General features: G+C 69.2%; 17 protein-coding genes and 3 pseudogenes. 5 read left to right on the top strand and 15 right to left on the bottom strand.

Features of this window, described 5'->3' with window-relative positions:
* Positions 1-69: 69 nt before the first annotated feature.
* Positions 70-1,509: an NADP-dependent phosphogluconate dehydrogenase gene (gndA, locus tag ACH4N1_RS19095; RefSeq protein WP_382790621.1), complete on the top strand. Its 1,440-nt coding sequence runs from the start codon at positions 70-72 to the stop codon at positions 1,507-1,509.
* A 461-nt stretch (positions 1,510-1,970) separates the two neighbouring features.
* Here the strand turns inward: gndA and ACH4N1_RS19090 are convergent, their stop codons facing one another.
* From ACH4N1_RS19090 to ACH4N1_RS19065, 6 genes are all read right to left on the bottom strand, one after another.
* Positions 1,971-2,609 carry an aspartate/glutamate racemase family protein gene (locus tag ACH4N1_RS19090; RefSeq protein ID WP_398098472.1) on the bottom strand — a complete coding sequence of 213 codons (639 nt, stop codon included), beginning with the start codon at positions 2,607-2,609 and terminating at the stop codon, positions 1,971-1,973.
* Positions 2,610-2,618: 9 nt separating this feature from the next.
* Positions 2,619-2,966 carry a GNAT family N-acetyltransferase gene (locus ACH4N1_RS19085; protein ID WP_398098471.1) on the bottom strand — a complete coding sequence of 116 codons (348 nt, stop codon included), beginning with the start codon at positions 2,964-2,966 and terminating at the stop codon, positions 2,619-2,621.
* A 30-nt stretch (positions 2,967-2,996) separates the two neighbouring features.
* Complete coding sequence (panD, locus tag ACH4N1_RS19080; RefSeq protein ID WP_398098470.1) at positions 2,997-3,416, bottom strand: aspartate 1-decarboxylase; 420 nt, start codon at positions 3,414-3,416, stop codon at positions 2,997-2,999.
* A gap of 787 nt (positions 3,417-4,203) precedes the next feature.
* Positions 4,204-4,599 (bottom strand): hypothetical protein, encoded by a 396-nt coding sequence (locus ACH4N1_RS19075; RefSeq protein WP_398098469.1) that lies wholly within the window; start codon positions 4,597-4,599, stop codon positions 4,204-4,206.
* An 883-nt stretch (positions 4,600-5,482) separates the two neighbouring features.
* Complete coding sequence (locus ACH4N1_RS19070; protein ID WP_398098467.1) at positions 5,483-5,899, bottom strand: hypothetical protein; 417 nt, start codon at positions 5,897-5,899, stop codon at positions 5,483-5,485.
* Entirely contained in the window at positions 5,896-7,068 is a 1,173-nt protein-coding gene (locus ACH4N1_RS19065) for an RHS repeat-associated core domain-containing protein (RefSeq protein ID WP_398098466.1), read from the bottom strand. Before ACH4N1_RS19065 ends, ACH4N1_RS19070 begins: the two co-directional genes overlap by 4 nt.
* A gap of 343 nt (positions 7,069-7,411) precedes the next feature.
* Between ACH4N1_RS19065 and ACH4N1_RS19060 the strand changes: the two genes are divergently transcribed.
* Positions 7,412-7,744: a hypothetical protein gene (locus tag ACH4N1_RS19060; protein WP_398098465.1), complete on the top strand. Its 333-nt coding sequence runs from the start codon at positions 7,412-7,414 to the stop codon at positions 7,742-7,744.
* 383 nt (positions 7,745-8,127) lie between these two features.
* Here the strand turns inward: ACH4N1_RS19060 and ACH4N1_RS19055 are convergent, their stop codons facing one another.
* Together ACH4N1_RS19055 and ACH4N1_RS19050 are read right to left on the bottom strand one after the other, a co-directional pair.
* Complete coding sequence (locus ACH4N1_RS19055) at positions 8,128-8,331, bottom strand: cold-shock protein (protein WP_030052720.1); 204 nt, start codon at positions 8,329-8,331, stop codon at positions 8,128-8,130.
* 243 nt (positions 8,332-8,574) lie between these two features.
* On the bottom strand, positions 8,575-8,913 hold the full coding sequence (locus tag ACH4N1_RS19050; RefSeq protein ID WP_398098464.1) for a MerR family transcriptional regulator: 339 nt from the start codon (positions 8,911-8,913) through the stop codon (positions 8,575-8,577).
* A 1,070-nt stretch (positions 8,914-9,983) separates the two neighbouring features.
* Between ACH4N1_RS19050 and ACH4N1_RS19045 the strand changes: the two are divergent.
* Positions 9,984-10,341, top strand: a pseudogene (locus ACH4N1_RS19045) (hypothetical protein).
* A 101-nt stretch (positions 10,342-10,442) separates the two neighbouring features.
* Here the strand turns inward: ACH4N1_RS19045 and ACH4N1_RS19040 are convergent.
* The 4 genes from ACH4N1_RS19040 to ACH4N1_RS19025 all read right to left on the bottom strand — a co-directional run bounded on the left by ACH4N1_RS19040 (position 10,443) and on the right by ACH4N1_RS19025 (position 13,295).
* A complete protein-coding gene (locus tag ACH4N1_RS19040; RefSeq protein WP_398098463.1) occupies positions 10,443-10,751 on the bottom strand; it encodes an SCO5918 family protein in 309 nt (102 codons plus the stop codon).
* Positions 10,752-10,801: 50 nt separating this feature from the next.
* Positions 10,802-11,206, bottom strand: coding sequence for a CBS domain-containing protein (locus tag ACH4N1_RS19035; RefSeq protein ID WP_398098461.1), 405 nt, complete (start codon positions 11,204-11,206; stop codon positions 10,802-10,804).
* 46 nt (positions 11,207-11,252) lie between these two features.
* Positions 11,253-12,746 (bottom strand): DEAD/DEAH box helicase, encoded by a 1,494-nt coding sequence (locus tag ACH4N1_RS19030; RefSeq protein ID WP_398098459.1) that lies wholly within the window; start codon positions 12,744-12,746, stop codon positions 11,253-11,255.
* Positions 12,747-13,091: 345 nt separating this feature from the next.
* Positions 13,092-13,295, bottom strand: a complete 204-nt coding sequence (locus ACH4N1_RS19025; RefSeq protein WP_030664939.1) for a cold-shock protein — start codon at positions 13,293-13,295, stop codon at positions 13,092-13,094.
* A gap of 1,692 nt (positions 13,296-14,987) precedes the next feature.
* Here ACH4N1_RS19025 and ACH4N1_RS19020 point away from each other — a divergent pair.
* Entirely contained in the window at positions 14,988-15,398 is a 411-nt protein-coding gene (locus tag ACH4N1_RS19020) for an FKBP-type peptidyl-prolyl cis-trans isomerase (protein ID WP_398098457.1), read from the top strand.
* Positions 15,399-15,437: 39 nt separating this feature from the next.
* On the opposite strand, the pseudogene ACH4N1_RS19015 reads toward ACH4N1_RS19020, so the two are convergent.
* Positions 15,438-16,015, bottom strand: a pseudogene (locus tag ACH4N1_RS19015) (nucleotidyl transferase AbiEii/AbiGii toxin family protein); the annotation flags it as partial.
* A 175-nt stretch (positions 16,016-16,190) separates the two neighbouring features.
* On the opposite strand from ACH4N1_RS19015, the gene ACH4N1_RS19010 reads away from it, so the two are divergent.
* Positions 16,191-17,921 carry an endo-1,4-beta-xylanase gene (locus tag ACH4N1_RS19010; protein WP_398098455.1) on the top strand — a complete coding sequence of 577 codons (1,731 nt, stop codon included), beginning with the start codon at positions 16,191-16,193 and terminating at the stop codon, positions 17,919-17,921.
* Between the two features lie 107 nt (positions 17,922-18,028).
* Here the strand turns inward: ACH4N1_RS19010 and ACH4N1_RS19005 are convergent.
* Positions 18,029-18,991: pseudogene (locus ACH4N1_RS19005) on the bottom strand (LLM class flavin-dependent oxidoreductase).
* Between the two features lie 93 nt (positions 18,992-19,084).
* Positions 19,085-19,642 carry an NADPH-dependent FMN reductase gene (gene ssuE, locus ACH4N1_RS19000; RefSeq protein ID WP_398098453.1) on the bottom strand — a complete coding sequence of 186 codons (558 nt, stop codon included), beginning with the start codon at positions 19,640-19,642 and terminating at the stop codon, positions 19,085-19,087.
* Positions 19,643-19,687 lie beyond the last annotated feature (45 nt).

The raw sequence follows: 19,687 nt of genomic DNA, 5'->3' as shown, positions 1-19,687 counted from the left end.
GGACCACGGGCCGACCGACCACGGATTCTTGGACAGGATTCTTGAAAGATGATTGAGGAGCCAACCGCAATGACCAACTCAGCCCAGATCGGCGTCACGGGACTCGCGGTCATGGGCCGCAACCTCGCCCGCAACTTCGCCCGCAACGGCTACACGGTCGCGCTGCACAACCGGACGGCGGCGCGCACGCACGCCCTCGTGGAGGAGTTCGGCGGCGAGGGCGAGTTCATCGCGGCCGAGACCGCCAAGGAGTTCGTGGCGGCGCTGGAGCGCCCCCGCCGCCTGGTGATCATGGTGAAGGCCGGGGAGCCGACCGACGCGGTGATCCAGGAGTTCGCGCCGCTGCTGGAGCCCGGCGACATGATCATCGACGGTGGCAACGCGCACTTCGCGGACACCCGGCGCCGTGAGCGCGAGCTGCGGGAGCAGGGCATCCACTTCGTCGGCACGGGCATCTCCGGCGGCGAGGAGGGCGCGCTGCACGGCCCCAGCATCATGCCGGGCGGCTCCCCGGAGTCGTACGAGTCGCTGGGTCCCATGCTGGAGAAGATCTCCGCCAAGGCGGCCGACGGGGCGCCCTGTGTGACGCACGTCGGTCCGGACGGTGCCGGGCACTTCGTGAAGATGGTCCACAACGGCATCGAGTACGCCGACATGCAGCTGATCGGTGAGGCGTACCAACTGCTGCGGGACGTCGCCGGGTACTCCCCCGCCGAGATCGCGGACATCTTCCGCACCTGGAACACCGGCCGGCTGGACTCGTACCTGATCGAGATCACGGCCGAGGTGCTGTCGCACGTGGACGCGGCGACGGGCGAGCCGTTCGTGGACGTGGTGGTGGACCAGGCCGAGCAGAAGGGCACCGGCCGCTGGACCGTGCAGATCGCGCTGGACCTCGGGGTGCCGGTGTCGGGCATCGCGGAGGCCGTCTTCGCCAGGTCGCTGTCGGGCCACGCGGCGCTGCGGGAGGCCTCGCGCGGCCTGTCCGGACCGAAGGCGGCGCCGCTGGACCGGGCCGAGGCGCAGGCCTTCGCGGACCGGGTCGAGCAGGCGCTGTACGCCTCCAAGATCGTCTCGTACACGCAGGGCTTCCACGAGATCGCCGCCGGCGGCGCGGAGTACGGCTGGGACATCGACCTCGGTGCCGTCTCGGCGATCTGGCGGGGCGGCTGCATCATCCGGGCGGCCTTCCTCGACCGCATCCGCGCCGCCTACGACGCCCGGCCGGACCTGCCGAGCCTGCTGTCCGACGAGACCTTCGCCTCGGAGATCGGGGCCGCGCAGGACGCGTGGCGCGAGGTGCTGGTCGCCGCGACGCTCCAGGGCGTGCCGACGCCGGGCTTCGCGGCGGCGCTCGCCTACTACGACGCCCTGCGCGCCGAACGGCTGCCCGCCGCCCTGACGCAGGGACAGCGGGACTTCTTCGGGGCCCACACCTACCGGCGGGTGGACCGGGACGGGTCGTTCCACACGCTGTGGGGCGGGGACCGGTCGGAGGTTTCGGCGTAGCCGTCCGTCCTTGAGGGGATCTGTCGCGGTGGGCGGCGTCCTTCGGGGTGCCGCCCACCGCTCGTCGGTCCGTGCGCCCCGGGTCAGCTGAGCGGGGGGCCCGGCTCCGGGTTCGGGACCGGCTCCGGGCCCGGCGGGATCGGGGACGGGTCCGGGTCCGGCGGCGGGGGGCCCGGGTGCGGCGGGGCCGGCGGCGGAGTCGGCTGCGGATCCGGTCCGGGAACGGGCGGGACGGGCTCCGGCCCCGGGGGCGGTTCGGGGTTCGGGACCGGGCTGGGGTACGGGTCGGGAACCGGCGTCGGCGGCGGCTGGACGGGGTCGGGGTACGGGTTCGTCATCGTGTCCTCCGGGCCGGGGGTGAACGTGGCTCTGGACTACTCCCCCGCCTACCCGACGGCGGCGCACGCAGTCACCCGGTGGTGGCACGCGGTGCGCCCGGCCGGGTCCCCCGCCGCGCGGAGTCAGCGACGGCGCGCCGCCTCCGCGCCCGCGGCCAGGCCCGGCCCGGGGCTGCTGAACACCGGTACCGGGGTGGTGGTGAGGTGCTGGGCGGGGGCCATGGAGGCCTGGGCCAGCACGACCGCGTCGGCGTCGGCGCCGGTGACCGCGTCGGCGGTGGCGGCGACGAGGCGGACGTACCCCTCGGTGTCGCCGGCCTCGAAGCGCTGCCAGGCGCCGTCGACGAGCAGGGTGCGCACGGCGACGGGGCGGCCCGCGCGGGCCGCCTCCTCCGTCACGAGCTCCGCGGTGGGGCCGAGGGTGCTCTCCAGGGCCGCCAGGACGACGACCCGCGGGCCCGCGGCGACCGCGGCGGCGGCCATCGGCCGGTCGACGCGCAGCACGGGGACGCCCGGCGCGGCCGACTCCGCGACCGCGCCGAGGGTGGAGCAGGTGCACAGCACCGCCCGCGCCCCGTCGGCGACGGCACGCGCGAGCACGGCCCGTACGTCGGCGGCGACCGCGTCGGGTCCCCGCTCCCGCGCCCGGACCAGCAGGTCCTCGTCGACGAAGTGCCGCAGTTCCAGGCCGGGGTGGGCCCGGTCACGCAGGGCGTCGAACACGGGCACGTGGACGGGCGAGGTGTGCAGGAGGGCGAGCATCCAGGCCGCTCAGAACCGGCCGGGGTGGGCGCGCAGCCACTCCTTGGCGGCCCTCAGCAGCGCGGGGTCGGCCGCCGGGGCCTCCTCGGGGTGACGCGCGGCCCACTTCACGACGTACGGGCAGAGCGGGGCCACGGGGACGCCCTCGCGCCCGGAGACGGCGTACAGCTCGCGGGCCAGGGAGCCGGCGATGCCCTTGCCCTCGTGGGCCGGCTCGACGATCGTGTGCACCGGCACCAGGGCGGGCGCGGGCGACTCCAGCACGAAGTACTCGATGCGGCCGACGACTTCGCCGCCCTCGCCGAGGGCCTCGAGGCGGCCGGCCGGCCGGTCGTCGCGGATGCGGATGTCACTCATGGACGCTCCTGGGGACTACGGGTGCGATGGTCAGGCGGACACGGCCTGCGGGCTGCGCTCCTGGTCCGACCCCGGCACCGGTTCCGCCGGGTCGGCGCCCAGGGCCACGATCCGGTTGTCGCGGTCCACATGCACGACGCGGGGCTTCAGGTCTCGCGCCTCGGCGTCGGTGACCTGAGCGTAACTGATGATGATCACCAGGTCTCCGGGGTGCACGAGATGGGCGGCGGCCCCGTTGATCCCGACGACCCCCGAGCCGCGCTCCCCCTCGATGACGTACGTCTCCAGCCGCGCGCCGTTGGTGATGTCGACGATGTGCACCAGCTCACCCGGCAGCAGATCGGCGGCGTCCAGCAGCTCCGCGTCGATGGTCACCGATCCCACGTAGTGCAGGTCGGCCTGGGTGACGGTGGCACGGTGGATCTTGGACTTGAACAGAGTACGCAGCACTTTGGACTCCTGGAGGACGGCTCCCTGCCTGCTTTGTGCAGGTCAAGGGCGGTCTTCACTGTACACCGGCACTCGTCGGACTCGAAGATTCCGAGGAACATCGGTTCACTCCGAGGAGAGGGTTGCCTGTCTGCGCTTCCGCGCGAGCGAGGCCGTCATGACGCCACGGACCAGGCGTCTGTTCGGACAGCCGTGCCGGAATGGGCGGGGCTGATGCTGACCAGCCGCTGACTTATCTGACGATGCGTCAAGTAAATGAGAGGCGCAGGACGACTCGTCTCCCGGGAGCACCTGAGACGTGCCCGCGTTGCGCAAACAGCTGGCTGCTCCGGGGGCGGCTGTGCTCTCCACTGTCCCCGACCCGCTGCCACCGCACTGCACCCTGCTCGCTTGACGGATCAGCAGCAGACCTCGCCAGTCCGGCATCATTCAAGTTCGATAGCCTGCGTTCTCATCTGTTGGAGCAAACAACCGGCGCCCCGGAGAGGATTCCAGGCCACCGGCAGCCGTCGTTCAGACCCAGATCCACAAGATTCCCGGAATTTTTACAAGATCCCCATAGGCCAGAACACGAAGCAGTCGCTCCGAAGCCGTTTCAAGCCCACCTCAGGTGTGATCCACAACTCGACGGACGAGGTCGAGGGTTCAGGTTCTGCAACAGCTTCGGAGCTGAACCGGAAGCTTATCCCGCGCACGGCAAGGAAGACCTGCTCAAGTCACCCTTAGGGCACCCCTCGCCTTGCTCCGCCCGCAATAGCTGTCCAACCCGAGCTTGCGAGAATACTCGTCAGATGCCGCCGAACCGCATTGAGTCGTTGCACGAACTGCCCACCGCCATCAATTTCAGGGCTTCCCGAGCAATAGCCATCACCGATCCCCACGGCCTCGAGCAGATCATTTCGACGTCACCACCAGAGTCGCCTCGGATTGCTTGTTCGATGATGGAGTCGATTTTTCGCACGATTTCTGCCTCTCTTTCGTCACGGAGAATGAACCCAATTCTGCCGACAGGGTCGTCCAGCACTCCGGTGTCGTCAAAGAAGTCCAGCATGCGATCCAAATCCACACTCCCCGGCGAAGCCCAGTTCTCCTGCAACCAGCTTCTGTCTCCTAGCTTCAGGAGCCATTCGATTAATTGGTCGCGCAACCAGGGTGTTTGCAGTTCCGTATTATCAGGTGCCATTTCAGCCCCTCCACTTCTGCCACTCGCTCAATGGGATGTGAACTTCGGCCGGGCATTTCTGGACTTTGGCGCAGGTGGCAGCAGTGACCGTTTCGTGGTCCTCGTTCCACGTCAGCACTTCGCCCTTGCCCGGCTTCGCCAGTCACTTCAGGTCGAATCGGACCTCGCTCGGGATACCCCGCCGGCAGACGTCACCGTGGACGTGGGCCGCCTAGGTCGCGTCCGGCAGGAGACTCCGGATATTCGAGCCGTAGGTCTTCCATCCCTCCGGCACCCGCAACACCTCCACTGCGCTCGGAGCAGGGCCGTTCCAGTTCCGTGGGGCGATGGCCCACGTCTGCAACTCGTCGGGGCTGCACTTTCGATAGAACCGAAGTCGTCCGGTGAGAACTCCGCGCACATCATGGTCAGTATGTGTACCCCTCCTTCCACGGCTGCCTCGACCGCGACGATCGACTCGGGTGCCGGCGAGCAGGCGCCGAGACCGAGACCCGGGGTCAGCAGCCCCGCGGCAACGGCCGATGCGCGACTGGGCTCGCACCGCCTGCCCTCAGGCATGAGACACGTCATTCCGGTTCTCGTGAGGCGGAGCCCGGTACGCAGGCTCCCGGTGGGCATAACCACCCCACCAGATGTCGACCTCGACCTTGCTGCTTACTACCGGGTGCGTATCGAACCGGAGACACCGGCCGCGCAGGACCGCGCGCTGTCGGGGGTGCCGGTCCCCGCAGCCCGGACCTGACTGGACGAACCGTGGCACCCGCGCGAGGGGAGGAGCGAGGGGTCACCCCTCCCCTCGTGCCGTGAGCCTCAGCGGAAACGCGCCCGGCCCGGCCCTTCCACCCGAAGTCGTGCGTCGGCGCCAGGTCGCCGGGGCCTTCGGTCAGTTCTCCACGGTCCGCAGTTCCACGGAGTACCGTTCGCGTACGTCTTCCACGAATTCCGGGGCCCCATCAGCAGGGATTGTCCGCTCCCACCAGTGGCGGCTTCCCTGCCGGACCAACGGACCCTGACTCACCACGTCACGGAACCGATCGTCGATGAGACGGATCCGCTGGGCGAAAGGTCCGTACGCCGCAACGCGTTGCGCCTCGACGTCGTCGAGGACCTTCTGCAGCAGGTTCCGGACGGAGAGATCGTTCAAGTACTCGGAGAGGTCGAGTTCGTAGCCGTGCTCGCACTGTTCGACGAACTCCTCCCACATTCCAAGTGCCTGCGCGGGGCGAGGCGGGGACGACCAGCCCGAGGCGCGGGCGATCTGCTCGAACCGCTCCGTGAAGTCATGACCGTTGGACATCATTCGAACTGACTCCAGAAGTACTCGACCGGATCGCCCTTGGGCCTGAAAAAGGTGGAGATGGTCCCCGAGGAGTTCATGTAGCCGAAGTACCCGGTCTTCGGGTCGACCCGGAACATTCCGCCGCCTGAACTCGGCAGGGAGATGGATCCCTCCGGCCCGACACCAGACATGAACTGCTGAGCAGCTTCACGGTAGCGCGTCCGGCCATTGGGGCCCTTGAACTCTGGCATGTTTCCTCCCCCTTGGACGGCCTTCAGTTTCCCTTTGTTCCCGGCCTGCACGCCCAGGACATGCTTGGAGTAGTGCCGGTTTGCCGACTGGACAGAGTTGAAATCCGCCCGACGGGCCGGAGAACCCATACCCTTACGCAGTTCGTTGTGCCCGAATATGGCAGCCAGCGCCGACGGCACCTGGTATTCGTCACTGTAAACATCGTATCCGTGCTTGGCCACCCAGATGTCGAACTGGGTTCCGTAGTCGCAACCCGCGGTTCCGGGGCCGCCGTTCCAGCAGTCGTCGTCCCAGATCCAACCGGCGTATTCGACGGCGTGCGGGACGTTGCTGATGGCGCCGTAGAAGACCTCCCCTACACCGCGGCAGACGCTGGACAGGAACCCCCAGTCCTTGCAGCCGTCGTCGACGTGGACGGCCTTCTGCTGCGAGGAGTCACCGCCACCGCCGCCGGAGGAACCGGCCGTCCCGCCGCCGCTGTGGCCACCACCGCCACCCGCGGTTCCTCCCGTGTACTCCGGGCACTGCGGCTTGATCAGGCTCGGACACGCGTACACGGGCTTGACTGCTTCGCCCGGCCGGCCGTTCCCCGGTCTTCCGTCAGGGCGGGTCGGGCAGGCGACGTCGTCGCCGTGGCCGCCGCAGGCGAGACCCATGCCGCTCGGGTCCGCCTGGGTGACGGGGTTCCGCGCGGCGTAGCTGTAGCCGTTGAGGGTCTGGGGGAGGTCGGTCTGCAGGAGCGGGTCGACGCTGATGAACTGGCCGAGGGCGGGATCGTATTCACGTGCGCCGACATGGGTGAGGCCGGTGTCGCTGTCGGTGGGTTTGCCCAGGAATCCCTTGTCGTCGGGCCAGTTGGCGGCGCCGCTGCCCCGTTCGGAGCCGAAGGGGGTCAGGTACCGCTTCGTCAGCGTCTGGGTGTCGGACTCGATCGCCACCGTGTTGGTGTGGTGCTGGTCACCGGTGAGGTGGGTGATCTCCTCCGTGCCGGACCGGTTGCCGCGCAGGGCGACGGTGACGCCCCCGTGCGAGTAGCAGCGGTTGAGCCCAAGTGTTGAGGGACGGCAGGCTCCATGGTTCTCAACTTTGTGCGTGACCTGCCCTTCGTACCGACCGAACCGGCACCGGATGCGAGGCTCATCGGCGCCGGGGCCGCCGATGCTTCTTGAGGTCCGCCCCCGCGTATCCACCGCCCTCATAGACCAGTTGGATCACCAGTTGGGCCTGACTCGGCATCTTGAGGCCGGCCAGCTCGATGTCGAGCGTGTCGCCGGAATCGCGGTGGTCGCAGCTGACCACTGCGACGGCTATGCGGCCACCGGCCATCTCCTGGGGCTGCCGGCCGCGCTGCCTGCCCCCACCAGGGCAAGGGAACGCTTCCGGTCGGACCTGTGGAGGTCGTCGGGTCCCGCGTACCTGCTGCCCGGCAACATCGAGGCTCTGGTACTGCGTTCACCGGCAGGAGAGGCAACTGCCCTGGCCCGGCAGGTCCTCTCGGCCGTCGATGAGACGACCCCACTCCAGCGCGTCGCGGCCGGGAAGGTGATCGGTCAGGCCCTCGTCGAGTCCGGCCAACTACCCGATCTCAAGTCACAGGCCCACGGCGGACCGTAGCCCCGAGATCTCGAGCTCACCGCCTGGCGCGTCCTGCACACGCAGACCGCAGATCGGACGGCCCGGCGGGACGGGAAGCCGTCCTCGACGCCTGGACGAGCGTCGGAGCGTCGGTTCCTTGGAGCTGCACGGCAGCCACGCAGGACATGCGGCTCCCGTGCCCGACGACGCTTGCAGTGACCGAGGTCAGGAAGTCCCGGGCCGAAGCCACACCGGCCCTCGGCCTCTACAGATCAGGGGCCGCGCAGCCATGGCTGCGCGGCCCCTGATCCTGCCGGCCCAATACGAGAAGCAGGCGCCTTCGTCCGGGTGGGCGGCAGGGCACGCAGAGGCGGCGGCCACCCGGACGCGGCGTGCCCGATCTCTCGGGCCGGTCTGCGAGGTCAGGCCAGGTTGATGTTCTCGGCCTGCGGACCCTTCTGGCCCTGGGTGACGTCGAACGTCACGGCCTGGCCCTCCTGGAGCTCACGGAAGCCGGTGGAATTGATCGCGGAGTAGTGCGCGAAGACGTCCGGGCCGCCGCCGTCCTGGGCGATGAAGCCGAAGCCCTTCTCCGCGTTGAACCACTTCACAGTTCCCGTTGCCATGTCTCATGCCTTCCAGTCGATGAACGCCTCCCACTCCATGTGGCAGACGGAGGTGATCGCCCTGGTCCCTGCGGCACAGCACAGCAAAACGCCCACACCGAAGGCGCGGGGCAAGAGGGAATTCCGAACCACGACAGCTGACGCAGACGCTACACGCCCACACATCGCGTCACCACAGGAAATGACCACACCGCACACCGGTCGTGCGTGCGGCGCCCGTCGACGCCGGCCGGCACGCTCATCTCATGCTGCTGCCGTTGGGTTCGCCGATGCGGCGGCACGGCGGTATTCGGCGTTGAGGCGCCGGGCTTCCTCGAGCTGGTCTTCGAGGATGACGATCCGGCAGGCGGCCTCGATGGGGGTCCCGTGGTCGACGAGTTCGCGGGCGCGGGCGGCGATGCGCAGCTGGTAGCGGGAGTAGCGGCGGTGGCCGCCCGCGGATCGCAGCGGGGTGATGAGGCGGGCATCGCCGATGGCCCGGAGGAAGCCTTGTGTGGTGCCGAGCATCTCGGCGGCCCGGCCCATGGTGTAGGCGGGGTAGTCGTCGTCATCGAGACGGCCGAACGTGTCGTCTGCTGTCATCGCACCTCTCTGCGGAACGCGTGGAGGGGCCCTGGCGCCGTACTGGCGCCAGGGCCCAGGAGGAACTGCTACACCATCTGCCGGCCCTGAAACCGAACCGGCCCTCTGTTTCCGCAGACCCGAACGAGACGCTGTCGGGGACGCGGGGATCGCGGTTGCTTGACCGGAGACCACCTCACTATCGATGTCCTGCGGTACCCGGGGCCAAGACTTCCGCCCGGGCGATCCTGATGGCGCTCGGCTCCTCCGTTCCTCCCTTTTGATCAACTGCTCACCAACGGAAACTGCGAAATGCTGGTGGCCTCGAACAGCGCCACTCTTCGGCAGCCAGCCCCGTCGCCCGTCCTGCGTCTGCTCTGGCTTGGAACCCCACTGCCGAACCTCCCGGTGCGCGCGCCCGCAGCCGACGCCTTCACCGAGGTACTGCTCACTGACTTCACTGCTGGATACTGCGAACCTTCACCTACTGGTACTGCCACTGCGGCACTGCTCATGGCGGCCCCTGATCACTGCGGGCCACCCGGTCCGGTCGTCAGTCCGTCGCCGTCCTACGACCGCTCTGGCTTCGGAACTCCACCACCGCACCGTCCTGCGAACTGCGCACTTCTGCCCGGCAGTTCATCTCTGCCGGGCCTTGCTCGATCTCGGCTACGAGAGAAACCATAACCAGACCACCGACGAATGTCTACTTCAGCTGGCATAGATTTCCGTGCGCTCGAAGATGAGGTAGTCCGTCTCGGCCAGTCTGCCTCGACCGGTCCATGGATGGTTCAAGCAGCTTCGGGCTCAGCCCGGAGCGCAGGGATCCCCCGCCGCGCAGCATGTCGGGCTGAGCGTGGCGTCGCCGACTGCGCCGCGCCCACCGTCGGCGGGCACCGGCCAACACTGCGTCTCGTGGAGAACTCGACCGGCCGGGGCGGACGTTTCCAGCCGTGACGCCCCTGGGTCGGCCGTTGACGAGCGTGGCAGGAGGCCCTGCGCCGCCCTCGACGATCCCGGAATGAGCACCTTCCTTGCCCGGCAACGTCACCGTTCAGGCAGCCGGATGGCCGGCGAATACGGTCCGCCTCATGTCGCAGCCTGACGAGTTGCCCGCTGACGGGGGCGCCCCGGTGGAGTCCGGCCAGAGCAGTCAGAGTCCCTGACCGTGGTCACCGGTGGCGCTGTCACCACCGGTCGATCGGCTCTCGCAGCCACGTGCAGGCAGAGGGTGTCGGATGTGCTGACGGATTCCGCCCGCTTGGACGAGTTCGCCGCCGTCTTCGACTCCCCCGCGAAGAAGGACGGGCCGCCCACGCGTCTGCACTTCCATGTCGCCCGGATTCTGCAGGACACCCCGGAGGTCCGGAGACGGGCGGGATGTATCGGGCTGCGATCGAGGACGTCAGCGCCTGGACCGTGGCCGACTTCAGCTGTTCCGGCCACTGAGCGACGGCGACGGGAACCCGCTGCACGCGGTGTGGGCCCGACCGGCGTACCGGTCGGGCCCACACTGCTGGTCAGGCGACGGCTCGTGTCTGTTTACCCGGTCAGGCCGTGACGGGGGTGCCGAGCATCGCGGAGGCGTGCTGCATCGGGCTGAGAATGCCCAGGGGCGCTGTCTTGGGAACGGCGCGGCAGGTGAAGCCGAGCTGAGCCATGGCCCGCAGGACTTCGGTGGCGCTGAAGTCACGGCGGTCCTGGCGCGTGATGACCTGGCCGACCTGCTTGAGAGGGTAGTGGCGGCGGCCGATGATCACCGATTCGCCGGTGACCGGTTCGGGCTTGATTCCCTTCATCGATTCCAGCACACCGCCCTTGGTGAGTTCGAAGGGGAAGCGGGCGATGACGCAGCGCATGTGGCCTCACAGAGAGAAGGAAAGAACGGTCCGACCGGGGGCGAGGTGTTTCAGCGGGAGAGGGCGAGGATGCCCAGGGCGCTGCCCTGCTCGTCGACCACCGGCAGGACACCGAGCCGACGGGTGCGCATCGCGTGCTCGGCTTCGGCCATCGTGGTCACGGGTGAGGCGAACGAACCGTGGTCGCCGAGGATGTCGCGCAGGCGGACACGGTCCGTGTAGTCGGAACTGTCACGGACGGCGGCGAGTTCGGTCTGGGTGACCAGGCCGGTGCACTGGCCGTCCTGGTCGCAGACGACCAGCCGGCTTGTGCGGGCGGCGGCCATGACGGCCAGCGCCACCTCGACGCTCATGTCGTCACAGACCTGCGGTCCGGCCGCGTCCATGGCCTCCACCGCCGTCCTGTGCGCGGGGTCGGCGTCCGCCGGGCGGGGCTGCGTGTGAACCAGCGTCAAAAGGTGCCTCCTGCAGAGATGGGCCGGCTTCCTGATCACGAAAGTTCTAGGCCACCGCGCCGACGCCGGTCTGGCGTACGGGGGTGCGCCTGGTCGCCGAGGCGGGGCGGCGTCGGCCCCGGGAGGTGGCGCTGCGCTTGGGGCGGTCGGTCACCGGTGCGGTGATGACGACCGGGATGCCGGACGGGGCCTGGGCGCCGGTGATCCGGTTCAGGGCCTCGTCGCCCGAGCGGACCTGGGTGGTCTGCGGCTGGATGCCGGCGTCCGCCATGAGGCGGACCATGCCGCGGCGCTGGTTCGGTGTGACCAGGGTGACGACGCTGCCGGACTCGCCGGCGCGGGCGGTACGGCCGCCGCGGTGGAGGTAGTCCTTGTGGTCGGTCGGCGGATCGACGTTGACGACCAGGTCGAGGTTGTCGACGTGGATGCCGCGCGCCGCGACGTTGGTCGCCACCAGCACGGTGACGTGCCCCGTCTTGAACTGCGCCAGCGTGCGGGTCCGTTGCGGCTGCGACTTGCCGCCGTGCAGCGCGGCGGCGCGCACCCCGCTGTCGAGCAGGTCCTGGGTCAGCCGGTCGACGGCGTGCTTGGTGTCCAGGAACATGATCACGCGGCCGTCGCGGGCGGCGATCTCGGTCGTGGCGGCGTGCTTGTCGGCGCCGTGGACGTGCAGGACGTGGTGCTCCATCGTCGTGACCGCACCGGCCGAAGGGTCGACGGAATGCACGACGGGGTCGGTCAGGTAGCGGCGCACCAGCAGGTCGACGTTACGGTCCAAGGTGGCGGAGAACAGCATCCGCTGCCCGTCGGGACGCACCTGGTCGAGCAGCGCGGTGACCTGCGGCATGAACCCCATGTCGGCCATCTGGTCGGCCTCGTCCAGCACGGTGATGCCCACCTGGTCCAGCCGGCAGTCGCCGCGGTCGATGAGGTCCTTGAGCCGGCCCGGCGTCGCGACGACGACCTCGGCTCCGCCGCGCAGCGCGCCGGCCTGCCTGCCGATCGACATCCCGCCCACCACCGTGGCCAGCCGCAGCCGCACGGAGCGGGCGTACGGAGTCAGCGCGTCGGTCACCTGCTGGGCCAGCTCACGCGTGGGGACGAGGATCAGCCCCAGCGGCCGGCGGGGCTCGGCACGCTGTCCGGCGGTGCGGGCGAGCAGGGCGAGGCCGAAGGCCAGGGTCTTGCCGGACCCGGTGCGGCCGCGGCCCAGCACGTCACGGCCCGCCAGCGAGTTCGGCAGCGTCGCCCCCTGGATCGGGAACGGTACGGTCACACCCTGCCTGCCGAGTTCGGCCAGCAGCTGCTCGGGCATGTCGAGATCGGCGAAGTCCTCGACGGCCGGCAGTGCGGGGGTGATCGTCCTGGGCAGCGCGAACTCACCCCGCACGGCGGCGGGCCGACGGCCGTAACCGCCGGAGCGGACGGGGGCGCCGGTACGACGCGGTGCCTGCGAGCCGTAGCCGCTGCCGCCCCTTCCGGCGTCGGCACGGCCGTCACGGGAGCGGGCGGGGCGGTCGTTCGTGTACGTGCGGTTCATGCGGAACCTTCCTCGATGTGGCACATATCAAGGAATTCCCGCTGCGATGAACGGCACGGAGAATTACCAGTATGGACCGGTGGCAAAAGAAAGCAGATCTGGCCGGCGGAAACATCCGGGGGCGCAGGTGCTGAAATGGGTGACGCGATGGGGACCTTGCGATCCGGGCGCCGACTGCGGTGCAGCGCTTCAGGATGCGTCTGCGTCCTGAGGAAGGAACCGCTTGTGGTGGTACTGGGGATTCCTCCGGGGCGTCCCGCGGGTGAAAGCCCCTGCGGGATACGCGTGCAGCTGGGGCCCGCACCCCGAGGGATGCGGGCCCCAGCTACGGATTGCGCGTGAGCGTCAGGCCGGAACGATGTTCTCGGCCGTCGGGCCCTTCTGGCCCTGCGCGATGTCGAAGTTCACCTTCTGGCCCTCGAGGAGCTCACGGAAGCCCTGCGCGGCGATGTTCGAGTAGTGGGCGAACACGTCGGGGCCGCCACCGTCCTGCTCGATGAAGCCGAAGCCCTTTTCCGCGTTGAACCACTTCACGGTGCCAGCAGCCATGTCATATCTCCTTTGGGGCAGTGCATCGGCGTCCGCACTGCGCGGACGCCGTGTCGCCGCGATGATCACCCCGCCCGGAAAACGACCGGAAATACAAAAGTGCTCCCGCCCGGCACAAGCCTGGCGAAGGCACTTGAAGTTTCGGGAACCACAACTGCAACTGAGATAGACAGTAGCACGCCGGAGCGGCCCGTGTGCGTTGGATAATTCCGCTCTGCTCTTCGCGGCAAAAACTCCCGCCGCACGGCCCCCTAATATCTGATCCCTCGGGAACAGATATTGATTCACTCGGCGTGCAGTTCCGGGAAGAGCGGGCGGGCTCCCCCATGGACCAGCTCGCCGAGACCGTGCAAGAAGCAGGTCACCGAGGAGGCGCCGCCGAGTGCGAGCGACCGGCTCGGCGCTGGCGCGTCCTGGGTGGGCGGCGGTGACGTGCTGGGCCAGTGATCACCGCAGCGGCCTTGATGTAGTCGTGCTTGCGACCCCACGACGAGCCACGTGACGCACCTTCCAGGCGGGAGCCAGGCACCTGCGCCCAGGCCCCACCGCGGCGGTCACCAGGTCAGCAAGCCAGGGCGCCTCCGCGCCCCATGCTGACCGTTTGCTGACCTGAGCGGCCTGATCATGCCTCTGACCTGCACAAATGCCCAGATGCTAGATCTTGGAATTGAACATGGTGCGCAGCATTTTCCACTCCTGGAAGACGGCTCCCTGCCTGCTTTGTGCAGGTCAAGGGCGGCCTTCACCGTACACCGGTGCGCCTTCCGATCGAAGACCTTGCAGAACATCGTGCACCGTACCGAGCAGGCTTCCCGCCTGGGCTTTCGCGCGAGGCAGACTGTGGTGACGCCGCAGACCAGGCGCTTGTCCGGGTAGCAGTCCCGGACTGTTCGGGGACTGATGCCGATCAGATGCCGACTCACCTGACGGAACATCAGGAATACGAGAGGTGCAGAACGAGTGACTCGGCCACGCCCACGTCGGCGTCACGGCCGGCGTCTACCCTGGGCCACGTCGGCGTAGACCTCCAGACCGGCGCCTGCGCCTTCCGTACCCGGTCGGCACCCGAGCCCCAGCAGCCCCGCCGCGCGGAGCGCAGCGGGGCTCTCCACCGGGAACCTCGCCTGATCGTCCACTTCCGCCACGTACTTGCGCAGCACGCTCGCGGCCGTCAGCGCCGGCCTCATGGCACAAGTCACTCATCGCTGCCCTCTTCCCTGCCCCACGTAGGCATCACTGATACGCGACCTCACCGGGTCCGCGTCCGAGATCACCTTCCTGCCCGGCCTGGAGGACGACCCGCAGCTGCGTCGGCCGGAGATCGCCCTCGCCCGCCGGGTGCTCGGCCCGCAGCCGGAGATGCCCCTGCGGCACGGCCTGGCCGAGGTCATCTCGTCGTTCAGGGACCTGCGGGCAGCGCGGCTCGACGCAGTCGACTGAACGGCGCGCGTCGGCCCTGACCCTCTGCGCTGCTTCCCGCCCGGGCGGCTGCCGTGCAACCCGAGCCACCGCGTCCCGCCCGAGTGTGCGAGGGCTCGTGCGCCGGCCGTGCGGCGGACCGCCGTGCGCGGCCACTGATCCGGTGCGCTCCGGAAACCGGCATGCGCGTTAGCGTGATCCTCTGCCGCATGGAGTGTCCATGGGCCGGGTCGGCCCGCACGAGGGTCTGCGACGGAGAGTGACGGAACGGCGATGAGTGAACTGACGAAGCCCGAGGTCGACGTCCCGCAGGGTGCTGCGCCTGCCGAACTGACCGTCCGGGACCTGGTCGTCGGGGACGGGGCCGAGGTGAAGCCGGGCACGGTGGTCAGGGTCCACTACGTCGGGGTGACCTTCGAGACCGGGAAAGAGTTCGACTCCTCCTGGGACCGTGACCAGCCGTTCAAGTTCGCCCTGGGCAGCGGCAGGGTCATCAAGGGCTGGGACCGGGGGTTGAGGGGGATGAAGGTCGGCGGTCGGCGTGAGATCGTCGTTCCCCCGCGTCTCGGCTACGGCAACCAGTCGCCCTCGCCGTTGATCCCGGCGGGCTCGACCCTGGTCTTCGTGGTGGACCTGCTCGACTCGTACTCCGCCGGCACAGGCGGCTGGAGCAACGCCCGCTGACCCAGATCGTTCTCCTGTTTCCGCGCCCTCGCCCCAGGCGTTCTCGTCATGGATCCGCGCACCCGGATCCTCCGCCCACTCCAGCGCCCACACCTTGAGTTCTTCGATCTGCCGGGAGGTGAGCCTGTATGCGGTCCCGTACGCGGTGTAGTCCTCCCCGTACCACTCCGCGCCGACGAGCCGGCCCCGGAGGTCTTCGAGGCTGAACTCGTCGTGGGCGCGACGGCGGCCCAGGGATTCGAGGTCGGCGGTGGAGCGGTGGCGGGAGGCGGGAGGCGGCCTGGACGTCGATGAGGTCGCGGACGGTGCCGCGGGTGGCGAGGGCACGGACCTTGGTGCCGATCACGTCGTCGAGGGAAAGAACGGGGCCGTTGGGGGGTCTGGGCGGGCGGAGCCCAGAACGCCTCCTCGAGGACGTCGACCTCGCACTCCTCGCCGGTGTCCGGATCGGTGACGAGGAACCGGCCGCTGAGCGGATCGGTCCGGACGTGCGTGGTCCGCCATCCGCGCGCGCTGAGCCCTGCTGTGAGTGAGGCGACGATCTCCTGCATCGGAGCGGGGTTCTCGGTGGCGACGTCGAGGTCACGGCTGAAGCGTTCGACCAGGCCGTGCGCCTGCCCGAACGGTCCTCGGCCGACGGTCCCTCACTCGCACCTGAAACAATGGCGATCAGTCACAGCGGGGCGGCGCGATCGGTTGCGCACCGTTCTTGCCGCGGCTGGGGAGGACGGTGCTCGGCGACGGTGTGGCTGAGGGCGGTGATGCCGTCGGAAGACGGGCTGAGGATACGGAGTGCTGCTGTTCATGCGGTTTCGAAAGAGCGCTGTCATCGCGGTGGTGTGTGCCTTGGTCGCTGGTGTCTCGGGGGACCGTGCCGGCACCTCCGCGCCCGCGGGGGGACCTGTGGAGGACCTCCTGAACGGCAGGGACTGGGCTCACTTCGCCGGCGGGAAGCCCACGCACACAGGAGTACGGGTCACCCCCCTCGACCGGCGCATCACACGCCAGGACGGTACCGGCGGACAGCCGAACCCACCGGTGAACCTGCGCGGCCCCCACATGGTGTTCCGAGGGGATGTCCGGATCGAAGCCGGCCTGCGGCGCACGGATGACACGGATGCCTACCTGCATCTGTACGGTGAGACGCCGGTCATCTACGACGAATGGCGCTACGAACGGCGCGGCGTGCGCATCGGCGTGGTCGGCGGGAGGCTCCGGATCGACCGCTGGGACGGAGACTCCGACAGACCTGCGATGACCCGGACCTTCGGGAGCGGCCTGGGGCTCGAAGTCCGCCTCGCCGTCGAAGTCCGCGCAAACAGGCTTGTGCTGGAGGCCGACGGCAGGGTCGTGGGAACCGTTCCCGCGCGGGACGTCTTCGGCAGTGGCCGCATCTGGTTCGGCGCGGATGCGGGAGCCCGCGGGAAGGGCTGGACCCTCAGCGATCTCCACGCGCGGTCACTGGGACGGGGCCGGATGTCCGTCGTGGACGCGCCTGGCCTGCGAGTGCCCCGGTCCAGCGATGCGATGCGTGATCTGGCGGCGGTTCTCCCACGCCCGATCCGTATGGGAACCGCCCTGGCCGCGGGCCCCTTGCTGACTGACAGCGCCTACCGCCGGACGGCGGGTGAGGAGTTCTCCATGCTTACGCCGGAGAACGACTTCAAGCCGCAGTTCGTCCAGCCTCGACGCGGCGTGTTCGCGTTCGCGGAGGGCGATACCTTGGTGGACTTCGCCGAGGCCAACAGGATGAAGGTGCACGCCCACACCCTCGTCTGGTTCGAAGCCCTGCCCGCATGGATGCGTGCCGAGATGACGCACGAGCAACGCAGGCGCGTCATGGTGGAGCACATACGCGCGGTAGCGGGCCACTTCCGGGGGAAGGTGGCGGAATGGGACGTGGTGAACGAGCCCATGTCCGACGAGGATGAGGACTACTCCAACGGCAACCGGGGCGTGCGGCCACAGTTGTGGTTCGAAGCGATGGGTGAGCAGTACATCGACATCGCCTTCCATGCTGCCCGCGAGGCCGACCCGCACGCGGTGCTGTACCTCAACGAGTACGGGGTGGAGGAGGACGGTCCACGCTGGGACGCCCTCTACGCGCTGCTGATCCGGTTGAAGGAGCGGGGCGTTCCGATCGATGGCGTCGGTTTCCAGGACCACGAATACGCCGTCGGCGACCGTACCGACCCCGAGGTCTTCCGACGCAAGGTCCGGGCTTTGGCCGGGCTCGGCCTGAAAGCCCGGGTCTCGGAGGCGGACGTCCTCGTCGACGAGGGCGAAGAGGACATCCAGGCCCGCCAGTTGGCGGGGAAACTCGCAGTCTGCGGCGAAGAACCCAACTGCACCTCATTCTCGACCTGGGGTTTCACCGACAAGTACGGCTCCACGGCTGACCTGCGGCACTATCCCCCGAGTCCGGGAAACGCTCTTCCCTGGGACGCGACGTACGAGGTGAAACCCGCCTACTGGGCACTGCGTGACGTCCTGGAGGACGCTCGCCGCTCAGGTACTGGATAGGTACGGCGAACACCGCGAACGACCAGTGGGATCATTTCGTCCTGATCCGCAGCTCGCGGGGCCGGGGGTGGGGTTGGTGTGGTCCGGGAGTGACGGACTCCTGCCGGTCAGCATCGTGATCGCTGCGGGGGTGATCGTCGGTCACCTCTGGACCCGGTGTTCGCGAGGACGAGAAGGGCCCGCAGGAGGGTGGTCGCGTGGCGGGCGTTCATGCGGACCTTGGTCGGGATGCGCCAGGACTTGAGGTGGGCGAACCCGTGCTCGACGGCGGCGCGTTCGCGGCTGATCAGCCGGTTCGCTTCCTTCTCGGCATCGGTGGGTCGGTGGTTCCGGGTGGCCTTGCGGCCGGTGATGATCACCGGGTCGTCGTCGGGCTGGTCGTCCAGGCCGACGAAGCCGAGGTCGGCCAGGCCCCTCACCCACGCGATCTTCTCGGCGACCTGGGCGGGCGGCTCGCCCCAGGTGAGGTGGACGTCGGCGTGCCGCGCGGCGACCTCCCCGGCAACGGGCGAGGACCCGCCGAAGTACACCTCCGGGACCGGATCGGGCACCCGCGCCAGCCTGGCGTCCTCGACCCGGAGATGCTCACCGTGCAGGTCGACGGTCTTGCCCTCCCACAACTCCCTTACGATCTGCAGGAATTCGCCGGTACGGCGGTACCGGGCGTCCTTGTCGAGGAAGTCGCCGTAGGCCCGCTGCTCGTGGCTCTCGCCGCCGGTGACGACGTTCAGCAGCAGCCGTCCGCCGCTCTGCCGCTGAAAGGTGGAGGCCATCTGGGCGGCCAGCGTGGGCGAGACGAAGCCGGGGCGGAAGGCGACCAGGAACTTCAGCCGTTCGGTGTGCCGGCTGACCATCGCGGTGGTCGGCCACGCGTCCTCGCATCAGGCGCCGGTCGGGGTGAGCACGCCGACGAAGCCCAGGTCCTCGGCGGCGCCGGCGATCCGGCTGAGATGGGCGACCGTCGGCGGCCGGTCCTGTCCGGAGGCGGTGGCGGGGGTGCCGTGACCGCCGCCGACGACATGGCGGCTGTCGCCGTCGGTGGGCAGGAACCAGTGAAAGGTGAGGGTCACGCGGGGACTCCGATCGGCCGGTTGTCGGTGTGCGTCACAGGAGGTGGTGGTGGGGCGGCCCGACGGCACCGCCCCCCATGACCGTCGCGCCGGTCATCCGGTGGCCGCCAGCAGCGTCGTACGACCGCCCAGCGCGGCCGAGAACTGGTCGGTGACCTGGAGCAGCGCCTCGGCCGAGCCCGGCGCGACGGTCAGCGTGCCGTCGTCGCCCACGGTGATGTCCTTGTCGAGGGTGAACCAGCCGGGGGTGATGTGGGCGGGGCCCATGGAGGCGAGGACCGGGCGCAGGGCGTAGTCGATGGCCAGGACGTGGGCGGTGCTGCCGCCGGTGGCCAGCGGCAGGACGGTCTTGCCCACCAGCGCGTACTGCGGCAGCAGGTCCAGCAGCGCCTTCAGCAACCCGGAGTAGGCGGCCTTGTAGACGGGGGTGCCGATCACGACGCCCTCCGCCTGCTCGAACAGGGCCGCGGCCCGGGCTATCGCGGGATGGCCGAGATCGGCGTGCAGCAGGGCCTGCGGCGGGAGCGTGCGCACGTCCAGCGGAATCACCTCGTGCCCTTGGGCGGTGAGCCGCTGGTCGAGGTGGCGGAGCAGCCGTCCGGTGCGGGAGGTGGCGGAGGGGCTTCCGGAGACGGACAGGATGGTGGCCATGACAGGACCTTTCGGTTGGTCGGGGTGAACTTCCTCGGGGACACG

The sequence above is a fragment of the Streptomyces sp. NPDC017202 genome (assembly GCF_044331705.1).
Classification (GTDB): Bacteria; Actinomycetota; Actinomycetes; order Streptomycetales; family Streptomycetaceae; genus Streptomyces.
This window is presented reverse-complemented; position numbering and strand designations above follow the sequence as displayed.